Here is a 15,386-nt window from a genome sequence, read left to right on the forward strand (position 1 = left end):
TTATATAGTCTATAATATATACTACAAAATAGCGATTATTTCCTTATTATTTATAAACAAAACAAATTATTTCTTACTGTAAGATATTCCATTTTTTTCAGAAATCAAAAACTTATCGAACTAAGACCATATGCCCTTTTTCAGTAGCCTCACCGTTTAGAATTAAAATCCAAACATAGACACCTGTTGGACATTTTTCGCTACGATATGTTCCATCCCATCCACCACTATAACCCGCTTCAGCTGTTCTATGCATTAGCTCGCCCCAGCGATTATAAATATAGAGTTCAAAAGTCTCTTCGATATTGATTTTCTTCAAGTAAAAACGATCATTCTCATTTCCTGAGCCAGGCGTAAATGCATTAGGTGATTCGATACCAATAGGCTTAACCACCACAATTGCAGAGTCTATAGCTACACAGCCATTGCCATCTTCAACTGACAATCGATATGTATTCGATTCGAAAACTTCCAACTCTGTGGTCATATCACCCGTATCCCAATCATAAATGTATGGGCCATAATCTTCATTTAAATCTGGATTAAGAACTACAGATTCCCCTTCGAAAATAAGTGTATCTCTTAGATTTATAACAGGAGTTGGGTTTATTTTAATCACCTGTGTTTCCACACAGCCAAATTCATTACTGACACTTAAGGAATAATTTCCAGGTTGATCAATCGTTCTATCCCATGCGGTGTAACCATCATTCCACACAGCATTTTCCATATTGCGGGTATTAATTTCGAAACTTTCTCCTTCGCATAGAAATTCTGATTGACCTATTTCTGGATTCGCCCTAACATCAACCTTTACAGAACCTGAAGCAACACAACCATACATATCACTAACATTGATTGTGAAATTATGAATACCAACAGATAAATTCTCTAATTGAGGATCACGAGCTGTCAATTTACTTAACTGGTCCTTATCAGAAGCCCAATTGATTTCAGAAATATCTCCAACAATATCTGTTACCAAAACCAATGACTTACATTGGCCTATAATGGTATCATTTATTGTAGTAATTACAGGAAGAGGTGCCACATTGACATTCACAATATCTGTACCTAAACAACCATGCTTATCAACTACAAAAGCCACATATCTTTCAGATTCACCCGATGTAAATACGGGTGTCTTTGAATTTGGGTCATCTAAATAGCGACTTGGAGACCATTTTATATTGCCCATTTCAGTTTCGGCCCATAATTGTTTGCTTTTACATGCTCCAACATTAACATCTTCAATAACCTTAACTACTGGTAATGAATCTATTTTCATCATCTTCTCTTCCGTTGTATTTGAGCAACCATTCTCGTCAGTATATGAATAACGGATAGGGTAATCACCATGGCCTTTATTAGGGTCAAAAGATCTTTCTCGCACACCATTTACCCAATAAATACCTCCGTCAGGGAATCCACCTGTTAATTGGAATTCAGACTCACACAAACCATGAGAATCCAGTGCTGACAAGTTCACTTCTGGTAAAGAATGAAGTGTAACCAAAGAATCAATTTGAGCATAACAACCCGTTTCTTCATCAACAATTCTTATACTTATATTCCCATTTTCAAGTTCTCCCCAAGTAATTTTAGTTTTTTCTCCTTCATTTACACTTGTGAATTCGCCTCCTTCAACCTGCCATAAATAATTAATATCAGGCTGAACCGAAGTTGTATAAGTAACTCTATCCTCCAAAACGCAAAGCTCCATACGTCCATATATTTGAGTATTAGGAAGAGCATTAACATCTAAGCGTTTAGAATCAGAATAACGTTTCGAGGTACACTTATCAGAAAGTTCGCAAGTATAATAACCTCTATTAGAAATTGAACTATTATCGATTTGATAAGTCGAATCATTAGCACCAATAATGTTTTCTCCATTAAATTGCCACTGGTAAAGGATTTCACGTCCTTCGGCCTCCACAGAAAATTCTGCAGCTCCGCCATCACAAATCTCAATATCACCACTCTCACTTAAGATTTGTAAGCTAGGTATAACTGACAAAACCATGTCAGGACTTATAATCTCTATACTACATGATGAATTGATCTCACAAGAGTATATACCAGCATCAACTTGAGCAATATTTTGGATTGTCAACACAGAACTAGTTTCACCTTCTATATAAATCTCATCTTTACGCCACTGATAGCTTAATTTATCACCGCCATAATTCACTCTGAAACTAACTTCATCCGTTTTTTCACAGACCTCAACACTTTCAGAATGGCTTATATAATAAGGTCGTTCCTGAATCTCAAGTTGTGCTATACTACTTACATCTCCACATTCCCCTGAAATATCTACACGATATTCACCTGCTTGATTCATTATTAAATTCAAGATATTCAATGATTCCTCATTAGAGATACTATTCCCCTTGTACTGCCAATCATAGGTCAGATTTGAACCATCAACATTAGTCACCCATAAAAGGTTCTCATTTTCGCATATTTTTTTATCTCTTAGATTAGAATTTAAAACCGTTTGTCTATGCACTAGCAAATTTACCGTTTCAATCAAACTGGCACCTTCACCGTTAATCTCACATCGGTATTCTCCTGCATCAGCATAATCAAGTTCGGATATAAAATAGTTCAAACTATGGTGATTAAGATTAACTCCATCTTTAAACCAATTAATATCATAAACTTCACCTTTTACCTCAATATTTAAACTTAGAGGATCACCAAAGCACTTTTCAATATCAGCCAGTTTATTTAAGCCATTTATAATCTTTAGAGGATCTTTTATTGTCAAGAATCCTGAAGTAAATCGTTTTCCACAGGCCCCAGTGATATAACACGAGTATTCTCCTGCTTCGGCCATGCTTAAATTCTGCAAGTCAAGTTTTGAACTTGTCTCTCCCAGTATGCTATCAACACCAGCTATATTTGTGAAATGCCATTCGTAACTTAGATTACTACCAGTAACATCCAAAACAAACTCATAATCACTACCAACATATACAACCTCACTTTTTAATGAAGCTTGGAGAATTGTATTGGGATTTACTATCACTTGGGAATTCTCGATTAACTCAAGCCCACAAGCGTCAAGATTACTAACACGACACTCAAGCTCATAAATACGGAAAGTATTAGCATCAGCAGCTTGAACATTTTCAATTTTCAATTCTGATTTTCCTGAATAAGTTAAATCCTCGATTCCGTCAACAAACCACTTATAAGTCAGGTTCTCTCCTGTTGTTTCTGCTCTGATCACAACATCTTCACCTTGGCAAGCTTCCAGATTTGGAATTGCAGCTAAAGTTGGTAACGCAATAACTTTTTGAAAGCCTAAACTAAAATCAACTCCACAAGTATTACTAACTTCTACTCGGTAATTACCTTCTTCACTAATCTCAGCCTTATCTAATTCTAAACTATTTGTATGAGTAATCGCAAGGCTACCATCGCTTAATATCCAGTTTATTGTAACATCATCACCATCAAAAACAATTGGTCCTAGTTGTAAATCTTCACCTTCACAAACTGGACTTAAACCATCCAAACCAGCTGTAATTACAGGAGCTGAATTAACTGTCAAATCAGTTGTAAAAATCAGGTTTCCAAAACCATTACAAGTTCCAATCACCTCACATTTATAGACTCCTGAATCAGCTTCTGTTACAGCATCTATCTTCAAATTTGAAACATTGCCAATGACTCTTCCATTAGGTGCTGTCCAAATATAAGTTGGGTTATCACCACTCACTTGAGCATCTAATAAAAACTCATCGCCAACACACAGATTCTTTTCAGAATCCCAACTTGTTGTGGCAACAATTTCATCTATTACTGAAATAAATTTCGTTTTTACTTTAGTCATACAACCGTCGCTAACCTCGACCTTATATAATCCTCCACTAGATTTATCAAGACCAGCGACAGTGTATGTACTAGTGCTACTTAAAACAGTAGCATCATCACCTTTAACCCATTGATAATTGGCTACCAATGCATCATCTTTACTAATTACAACCACTAAATTTCCTGAAGTATTCTGACACAGTTGATCAGAACCCGTTATATCATTAATAAGTAACTCATCGAAATGAGATAATTTAAATTCTTCTTTATGAGATGGGCAAATCCCGTTGCTAACTTCAATAGAATAATCCCCATCTAGAGCATCTGGCCCACTTAAATTAAGAGATGAATTTGTCCATGTACGTGTATTTTCCTTCCATTCGAATGCGTATGGACTTGTTCCACTCAAATTGTTCAAGTCAAAATTAACACCTGCATCTATACAGATCTCGATATCATCTATAGCATCAAATGTGATGGGCTGATAAACTTTAACACTTACCTCATCAGATACATCATTTGATAAACCTTCAACTGTTGCTCTAAATAAAAAGGTATTTAAAGTCATATCTGCATTACTGATGCGTAAGGTATTTTTGTTTACTTCTGAAATAATCGTATGATTAGCCAAACTCGTAATAGCCATAAATGCTCCACCATCACTATATTCCCAATAGCAAGTTTTACCTGCAGATAGCAATTTATGCTCGATTACAAATTCAAAAGTATCACCTTCACAAACCTCAACATTTAGGGGTTGGGTTGTGATTTTAACATTAGCATCGACTAATAATTCTGCTTTATCACTTGTTTCACTTGAACAGCTATTACTAACAATACAATAGTATTTATATGTATTCAAATCCATTGTTGCAGGATCAATAGTCAGTGTAGATGTTGTTTCTCCTGTCATTATCCCAGTTGGATCGCAGTACCATTGGTAAGCTATTGGCTCCGTTCCGTCTGCCTTAACTGTAAAGATTGCAATTCCACCTTCAGAAATTTTAACATCTGCAGGATGCTCAGTAATATTCACATTCATTATTACTTCTAAGCTAGCCTTTGAAGAAACAGCTGCATCACAAAAGTCACCGCTTACCTCACAATAATAGCTTTGTCCATTATTAGCTAAGAGATCAATAATTTGAAGATTTGGAGACGTTTCACCTGTCAAGGCATTATCATTCTTATCATACCATTGATAAGTCAGACTTCCTTCTCCGATAGCACTCACTGAGAAGTTAGCTGGTCCAGTTCCTTCACATAAAGAAACATCACTTGGCTGAATGGTAATACTTGCATGTTCACGAACGTCAACACTAAAATCAAGCAATAAATTTCCACAAGCATTTGTTGATATCAATTCACAGCGATAAGAACCTTCATCAGTCAGATCAGCCGTTCCAAGATCAAGAGTCGAATTTGATGATAAACTCACAGTTGGAGCATCAGTTTTATACCAATTATATATTAATCCGGAACCACTACCATTTACTACAAGACTTAATGGTTCACCCAAACAAGGCGTAGGATTCACATTCGAACTTGATACAATAGAGATGGGTTCATAAATACTAACTTGTGCTGTAGCTTTTACATCACCACAATAAAGCGTATTAAGCTTGGCAATATAATTTCCCGAAGCAGTTGGGTATTTTGCATTAAGAAGTGTATGAGAAAGACCATCATTTAGTTTGATACTTTCATCAGCATTCCACCAACTTGAAGTTGTATAATCACTGCCAGTGATAATCATATTCAAAATAACATCCCCTTCACAAGAATTAATATCTGCAATTGAATTTAAAGTTGGTTTATCATGAACAAGAAGTTCAAAATCGCCTTCAATTATATTACAATCTCCACTAAGTTTATACTTATAGATAAAACTACCTGCACTGTTATGAACGCCAGTTTGAATATTTGTTTTCCCCATAGCATCAGCTATAAGATTTCCTAAAGGATCAAACCACTCAATCTGATTTACCTGTCCTTCTGTACTTATCTTCAATTCTGTCTGTTCTCCTTCACAAATATTTATTGTAGCAGGGCTATCTTCAATAACACTTATATTCTCATTCACTACCAATTCCCTCTGGTAATTGATTATATCACCACATGAAAGAGTAATTTGACAGTAGTAAACTCCAGCATTTTCAGTTTGCACTTCTGCTATCTCGTAAAAGCTATCTGTCCCAATTACTGCAGAACTTAAATCATTAAAATACCATGAGAAAGTTGGATTACCTTCATAGGCGATATCAAAACGATAATTAAGAATACCTTCACACAATTCTACTGCCGCAGCAGTTTGAGAAGTCGTCACCTCATCGGCAGATAAAATTGCATTTACCGTCTTTGAATAACCACATCTATTAGTCACATTACATGAGTAAGTTCCCAAGTTTGCTAATTGAACATTATTAATGGATAGACTTGATTGATCGTTTACAATCGGGTTTCCTAATGGATCTGTCCATACATAAGTCAGATTTGAACTAACTGGAACATCAAGAATCTGTACATCAAACTGAACATTCTCTCCTATACAAGTTGAAATATCAGCCATTGTCGGATTTGAAAAATCCTCCAATAAGTAAACATCAAATTCTTGATCAACACGTGAACCACAAGTGGCTTCAGCCGTAATTTTCCAACGACCTTGCTTCAAATCAGTAACAACTAAGTTGAAAGGATTACTAATTGGATTAATAATTTCACCCGTCGTTAAATTCTCAGCAAAATAATGACTCGCTTCACCATTATCTGTAATAGTGAACACTACCGTTTCATTCAAGCAATAAGGTCCCGCTTTATCAATTGTAATTTCATCTACAAGTAATTTTGGATTAACCGATAAGATGCTCGTTGAGCTTTGGCTTCCACAACGATTTGAAACCGTTACTTTATAGTTTCCTGCCATTGCACTTATAACTGCACCCAAAACAAAGTCTGAACCTGTTTTATCAGCAGCTGTTACAAATGGAATTTCCCAATCGTAAGTATAGTAATCACCCGAATTTGCTAATTCTGCGTTATAGGTATATGATTCACCTTCACACAAAGTCACATCATCCAAAGCTGTTAAGTCAACCTGTGGTATAATATCATTAGGACCAATATTTTTCACCAATTGGTTTCCAATACAAGTATGTTCATCAGCCAAACCAACATTATAAACTGCAGATACTGTAACCTTATAATAAGAATCTGTCATGTCAGTCAAAATCGAATAAGTCGATTCAATTGTTGTAGCTAATAAAGTCTCAGCTCTATACCATTTATAACTTAAGCTGGCACCTATTGGTGTTGAATTCACTACAGCAGTTAGTTCTGAAGAAGCATTATCGCATAAATCCGTTGGAATTTGTAAGTCATTCAATATTGGACGACCATAAACAGATAAATCTCGACTATCTGATGGCGTACTACAAGCATTTCCGACCTCACATCGAACTGTATATTCTCCAGCAGGAAAATCAAACAAATAATCTTTACCTACATATTTTTGATCTTCATTCACAAACCATTTAACATCGGAATAAGTCCCTGTAACAACAGCTTGCAATGTTTCTAAATCACCTTCACACAATTTCGTATTATCAACATTAATCAAGACAGTGGCCATTTTATCTGCAACCAATTCAACTTCAACCGAAGCCGTTCCAGAAGTCACACCACACTGTTGAAAACTTTCTTTAAAACTAATATTACACTTATAGATTCCTGCATGACTCTCTTTAACTTCAGAAAACTCAATTTTATGTGTCGTCAATCCAGATATATTTGGATCAGTGATTGGTACATAATTCTCTCCGTCTTTCTTTTCCCATTGGTAATCGTACCAACTCACATCACCATTTGAGATATCAAGCTGACCTGGCTGTCCAACACAAAAATGTTGAGGCTCAGCAAAATCAGTATAACTGTAATTAGGAACAACCAACGCATTAAACTCTGCTTGATCTTCAACAGCTACAACAAAAGATATACTATCAATAGCAAATAGTCCTTCTTGCCCAGCTGGATTTGAGTTGACAATTGAAATACTCGCACTCTCAGCATCACCCGAAGCCCAAAAAGCTTTTACGGATTGCCAGACATTGATATCATCCAACAAGAAATCATTGTAAACTTTTTCATCATTTACATATATATCAAGAAGTTGAGAATAACCTTCCTGTGCCATTCTTCCGTGTAATTTCAAAATAAAACCTTGATTCTTAATGTTTTCAGTTATTGTTTTTTCCCAAACCACATCACTTGTACCAAAACTCGTAGAATGTGATAGAAGCATAAGGCCACCACCATCTTTATCATTAAAATTCTGAAACTGCGTATTTATATCTTGGGGACTGTAACATAAAACTGATTTCCCAGGATCGCTTAAATTCCCAACAGACATAAAATCGAAATCTGAATCAAAACTACCACGTCCGATTGCAAAATTCCCATTATAAATAATATCCAGATTAGGATCACGGAAATAAGCCTTAATAATATACTTTGTCTCCTCATCGGGAGCGTCAACAATTAAATTAGAGTTTTTAAATAGTAAGTTTTCTGGCTTAATCTCATTCTTGTACCACTCGTAAAAATCAGCTTCTGGCGTACTATTAATCGAAAGTTCAATTTTATCATTATAACTCTCACATAGATATCCTAAATCATGATCAAGTCCAATCCCTGTTTCAGGTATAATTGGCGAAATAGCTTTCGTAAAACCAGAAAAATAACCTGCAGCACCTACGGCATTATCTTCTACCGATAAAGCCACATAAATAGCCTTATTCGACATGACAGATACATTCTCATCTGAAGTTGAATATTTATATACAACCCACTCTTCATTCCCTGTAATCGGCTTAGCAGACGATTGGCTCAAAGGCGTTGTCGATTTGTTGACAAAAACGTTTGCTCCCTTTTGTGCGTATATGGCTACTATACCAGTTCCCACTTGATTTACAAATGGAATATCAACCTGGCGAAATCCCAAAGAACTAATTGCGGGAATAAAATTCATCCCAACCGTTGCATATGCATAATCAATACTCCCACTTGTCCTATCGGAAGCCGAGGTGGTTTGGTATAGATACACATCCTCATTACATATAATCAACATGGTTCCATCGGCTGTATAATAACTCGTTTCTATTGCATAATAGTCACCTGCATTTAATGGTGTTGGGTTTATTTTTGTAGCACTTCCGTTTACAAAAATATTTGTGTTATCCTTTGTCGCAACAACAATTGGTCGCTCAGTTTCATTATTACCTTTACCTTTAAGTAGAATATACTCCCGACCTACCAAGTCTTCAGGTACTATTTGATCGACACCAATGTCTTGCCAAGAGTTAAGAGAGGCTCCACCTGTCCATGATCCTGAGTTGACGGCAATAGGTTTATCAGATGTAATATGAGTTCCATTTAAACGATTAACATCTGCAGCAGTTAAAAACTTGTGATCAGCTCCCAATACATATGACTGACCTGCATTAAGATTCACAGTAATGTCACCTGTTACAGGAAGGGCATTTTTTGTATCTGATGTCAGGTTACCGACTTTAATATCCGAAAAAGTTACTTGAGTGTTATCAACTGTAGCCATTACCGATATAAAATGACTTCTGTGATTCACAATACTATTATTACCATCTTTTCCCCAACCATAAACGTTCTCTCCTCTTACACTAAATAAATGTCCAGAACGAAATGATGTACCTAAACCTGCCTGACCTTTGGCAGTCAGAAACAATCCATGAATCTCCGACTTATGCCTAATATTCACATAAAAGGCCTCAGTTGATGTGAAAATTAAACCTTGATCACTTATAACTTTATTTAAACTCGTGTAATTAATGACTCCCAGAGGTGGATTAACTAAGGTTCCACTTCCTAATGCTACCGATTTAGGTGTATTTGTTGAAACACCATTTACAATCTGAAAAATGGTCCCATCTCCCCTCTTAATCGTAATATCAATAGGAGTTTCTGAAGGTGTAGTAATAACTACCCAATGATCTTCTATATCATACTCATGAGTTGTACCTGCATACAAAGGTGGGACATAGTGGATTAAATCCAACTGAGCCTTTGCAGCATTAGAAAGAATAACTAGAAAAAAAATGATGGCTATTCTAAAAATAACCTTTGATTTTATCGTAAAAAAAGGAAAATAAGTCATGACAATGATTTTGATTACACAAATGAATCAACATCGACGTTTGTTATCTGGCGCTCTCTCTCAAATCAAATTCACGGCCAATAACTTAATTATTGTGATAAACAGACACAATATTTACACTAACGTCATTAATTCAATTTACGCAACAAATCAATTATCTTCCAAATAAATACACCATTCATCTGTAAAAACAGTTCGTTAATCAAACATAAGCACCATTTAAGCCAAAATCTACACAATTGACTCACAGATCAATAACTTATCAGACCTGATGATATCAAAAACTGATCTGAATAATTACTTTTCATTGATTCCTTTGATTAATGAACCAATGCGAAATGACAAAACATCGAAATACCATGACTAAAGTCCTGTTTCTATACACTAAACCAAGCACACTGAGTTTCACTATATATTTATTGTTAACAAGTACACCTGTCTTAGAAATTACAAATCATGCTTCAAAAATTTCAACAAAAAAAAGAGTTGCCCATTTAGGACAACTCTTTCAATTAAATATGCGTAATAGATTTAGCGAACCAAAATCACAGTACCCTTTTCTTTCATTTCGCCATCCAGCATCACAACCCACACATAAGCTCCTACTGGACAATCCGCCCCCTTGTAAGTACCATTCCAACCATTGGCATAACCAGGCTCATTGGTCTGATACATCAGCTCTCCCCATCTATTGTAGATATACATTTCAAACTTATCAATTACATTGATATCTTTTAAGTAGAAACGATCATTTTCATTATTTGATAAGGGTGTAAAAGCATTAGGTGATTCAATTCCAATAGGCTTGACTTGAACAACAACTGTATCTGTAGCAATACATCCTATATTATCTTCTACTCTAAGATTATAAGTTCCCGATTCACTCACTACTAAATATGGCAATATACTACCATCACTCCAATCGTACACATAAAGACCATAGTCAGGATCAAGTTCAGGATCAAGAGTGATTGTTTGTCCTTCAAAAATGATTATACCAGGTTGAATTGTGTTATCCAATTTAAATTTTGGTAATGGATTCATCACTATTCTTTGTTGAAGTTCACAATCGTTCTGCTCAACGCTTAATACGTATTCTCCCGGTTTGTCAATAGTTCTTTCCCAAGCTGTATAACCATCGTCCCAAACGGGGTTTGAAAGATCTTTCGTATCAATAAGCAGCGTTTCTCCTTCACACAAGAATTTATTCTCTCCAACTTCTGGATTTGGTAACACTTCAACTTTTACTGACTCTGAAGCGACACATCCATATTTATCGATTACGTTGATTTGATAATAATTCACACCAACATTTCGTTTAGTCAGCTTAGGATTAGAATTCTTAGCATTATCAAGATCGATCGCATTGGTCCAATTGATTTCTTCAATATCACCTGAAATATGTGTTGTCAATTCGATCTCCTTACACTCACCTATTATTGTATCATTTATTGTCTTAATAAGAGGCAATGGCGCAACCGTTACATTTACAATATCGTTACCAACACAACCAAATTTATCGACAACAGTAGCGACATAAAGTGTCGTTTCACCTGCCGTAAAGGTTGGTGTCTCAGAATTTGGATCATCTAAATGTCGACTCGGAGACCATTTGATATTGTTTTCTTCAGTTGCCGCACTCAACATCCTAATCTCACATGATCCAACTACAACATCTTCAATTAGTTTAACAATCGGTAACGAATCGATTTTCATGACTAATTCACTTGTACTGTTTGAACAACCTAAATCATCGGTATAAGAATAACGAACTTGATACTCGCCATTCCCTTGTGAAGGATCAAAAGTATTCTGAGAAACACCATTTACCCAATATATACCTCCAGCAGGTAAGCCTCCTGATAATTCAAATTCAGGATTACAAATTCCTTTTGTTTTGAGAGCCATTAATTTCACATCAGGTAAAGGACGAAGTGTAACTAAAGAATCGACTTGAGAATAACAACCAGTGGATTCATTTAAGATCTTCAACCTCACTTTTCCATCTTCAATAACATCACCCCAAGTAATCTTGGTTCTTAAACCTTCAGCAAGCGATGTAAAATCACCTCCTTCGACTAACCATCCATAATTTATATCTGGCTGTAAAGTCGTATTATAAGCTACTCGATCTTCCAACACACAAAGTGTCATTCGTCCAAATATCTTAGAATCTGGCAGTGCATTCACTGTCAATTTCTTAGAATTCGAATATCGTTTAACGCCCTTCGTACATTTGTCAGATATTTCACAATTATAATAACCTTCTTCTTCAAGACTCGCTGGATCAATCATAAGCTGTGGAGCTTTTTCCCCAGGGATTACAATGCCATCTTTTTGCCATTGATAAACCTCATTGGTTCCTTCAATTTCAACAAGGAACTGTGCATTTCCTCCATCACAAATTTCCATACCTGGACTTTCACTTAATATTTTAAGTTGAGGAATGACTACAAGTTTCATTTCAGGACTTTCTAATGCAATACCACATGAAGAACTCACAACACATTTGTATGTTCCAGCATCACTTGTCCTCAGATTCTCAAATCTCAGTTCTGTACTATTAGCATCAGGCATTTCAACATCATCTTTTTGCCACTGATAAACTAAGTTATCACCTTTAAAATCAACTATAAATATTGCTTCAGCATCATTTTCGCATCTTTCCAGATCTTCGCTCTTACTTATAAATTCAGGTAACTTCTTTACAGTTAAGTTTGCTTCGGTAGTGATGCTTCCACACTTACCCGTTACATCAAGAGAATAAATACCAGATGCTCCCAATATAAGATCTACTAGACTGAATGTGGATTCTGACGATACTGTTTCTCCTCCATATTGCCAATTATAGCTTAATAAATAACCAGACACATCAGGAGTCCAGGATAGATTCTCTTTTTCACAAAGCACTTTATCATTTAAATCTAAAGTAAGAACTGTCGTTTGATAAACAATTACATCAACAGATTCCACTAATTTAGCACCTTCACCAACAATTTCACAACGATACAATCCAGTATCCGAAACATCTAATGAAGGTATTGAATAGTTTAATTCATGATGTCCAAGATCATTGTCCCCTTTAAACCAATTAATTGAGAAGACTTCACCTTCCACACTAACATTTAAGTTTAAAGACTCACCAAAGCACTTTTCAATATAAGTAAGCAAGCCATCAACAACCTTCAATGGATCCTTAACAGTTAAATAACCTGTCGTAAATCGAACACCACAATCACCTGTAATTGTACATGTGTATTCGCCAGCACTGGCCATAGACATATTATTAAGAGTTAAAGTTTTTGTTGTCTCACCGACTAACACTTCATCCGTTCCATCAGTATGGATATGATGCCACTCAAATGTCAAGTTACTACCTACTACATCCAAATCGAATTCATGATCAGTACCAACATATACCACTTCACCTTTTAGCGATTTATTTAATATGGTACTTGGATTAACAGTAATATTAGCTTCTTCACTTAAATTAGTATTGCACGAATTGACTAAACATTCAACTCTATAAGAGTTAGAAGTAATTTTAGGTTGAATATTTAAAATTTCAAGTTCAGCTTTATCATCAAATAATGGTTTTGCTAGTCCATCTACCAACCAACGGTATGTAATATTCTCCCCAGTTGTCACTGCTCGAATAATTAAGTCTTCACCTTGACAAACTGTTTGATCAGCTATAGGAGCCAAGGTTGGAATTGGATTTACGTCCTGAGATCCGATACTAAAATCTGTTCCACATGCATTTTCGACCTCAACTCTATAGCTACCTTCCTCACTCAGCTTAGCGATTCCTAGATCCAAGCTTTTCTCATTCTCTCCTATCAAAATGGCGTCATTAAATTTCCAAGTGATAGTTTCACCAGTAGTCGCATCATATGCAATAGGTCCTAACTCGAGAGCTTGACCTTCACAAACTGTCGATAAACTAAGGTCAGTTGTAATATTTGGCACATCATTCACAACAGTATTAAGACTATAGACGACTTTAGTTCCACATGTTCCTTCAACTTCACAAGTATATGTTCCTTCAGCACTTTCAGTCACACCATAAATTTTAAGAACTGCAACATTTCCAGGATCAGTAACTCCAAGTGGAACTGTCCATTTGTAAGTTGGATTATCACCTGAGACACTCGCTTCGAGCAATAAATCATCTCCAACACATAGAATTTCATCATCCCAAGTGTTAGTTGCTGCAATAAAGTCTAATACATCAATAATAATAGACTTAGATTGAATCATACACTTATCCTTAACTTCAACCTTATAGAGTCCACTCTCATTATCAGTAACGAATGATTTATTATAAAAGGCCGTAGGCGTTCCTATAGTAACATCATCCTTAATCCAGGTATAGGCTGCTGAAGCAGCAGGTCCACTTGTTATAACAACATTTAAGTCTATAGAACCTAATGGACAAAGTTCGTTAGCATGAACTAAGTCTGCTAATGCTAGATCAGCATAATGAGAAATTACAAATGGCTCAATAACAACTGGACAAACACCATTAGTAACTTGAACTTCATAATCTCCTTCTGCTGCAGTTCCAGCACTAAAATTAAGACTAGAGTTAGACCCTAAATTATTGTCAGGACTCAACTTCTTCCATAGATATGTTACTGGACGTGTTCCTGACAAACTGCCAACATTAAAACTCGTACCTGATGTTTTACAAATCTCAACATCATCTATAGGATCAAAAGTAATTTTCTCATAAACCTTAATCTCAACTTCATTTGAAATGTTATCAACGTAATCAGTTCTTTTAACTAGAGTTCTAAACTTCCAGAAATTCATGTCACTTGTAGCAGTTGTTACTGTAAGTGTTGATGAAGTTGGATTGAAAACTACTGTTCCTAATCCTCCGATTGAATTAAAACCAGAACCATCATTGTATTGCCAAACACAAGCTGTAGTTGTATTCTTATATTGAACTTCAAATGTGAACGATTTGCCTTCACAAATTTCAGTATTATCAATATGTCCTATTAGCCTATTTTCAGCTGTAACAGTAAGGATTGCTGAATTACTTGATTCATTTAAACATGTTCCAGTTACAACACACTTATATTCATAACCACTATATGCTAAAGGAACAGAAGTCAAATTCAATAGCCTTGTTTGTGCAGATGCTGGTGAATCTCCCATGCTTACAAAGTCTGCACCAACTGCTGTTGTTTTCTCAAACCATTGATAAGACAAGCCTGTACCTGTTGCATCAACTGTAAATGTTGCTAATCCATTTTCATCGATACTTTGATCGATTGGCTGTCTCGTAATTGAGACATTCTCATTTACTGTAAGCAATGCTTTATTAGATTCAACCGACTTACAAGTACCACCTCGTACAACAACA

At 35.7% G+C, this 15,386-nt stretch carries 2 protein-coding genes; both read right to left on the reverse strand.

Annotated elements, in window-relative coordinates:
• Nucleotides 1-112: 112 nt before the first annotated feature.
• A complete protein-coding gene (locus ACXR6G_RS19380; protein WP_458363105.1) occupies nucleotides 113-10,012 on the reverse strand; it encodes a T9SS type B sorting domain-containing protein in 9,900 nt (3,299 codons plus the stop codon).
• A 531-nt stretch (nucleotides 10,013-10,543) separates the two neighbouring features.
• Nucleotides 10,544-15,386, reverse strand: a 4,843-nt coding sequence (locus ACXR6G_RS19385) for a T9SS type B sorting domain-containing protein (RefSeq protein ID WP_458363106.1), incomplete at its 5' end; no start/stop codon positions are given.

It is taken from the genome of Ancylomarina sp. YFZ004 (genome assembly GCF_054254355.1).

Excerpts from the sequence above, each read along its gene's own strand:
- ACXR6G_RS19380 (WP_458363105.1), bottom strand. The coding sequence starts at position 10,012 with ATGACTTATTTTCCTTTTTTTACGATAAAATCAAAGGTTATTTTTAGA.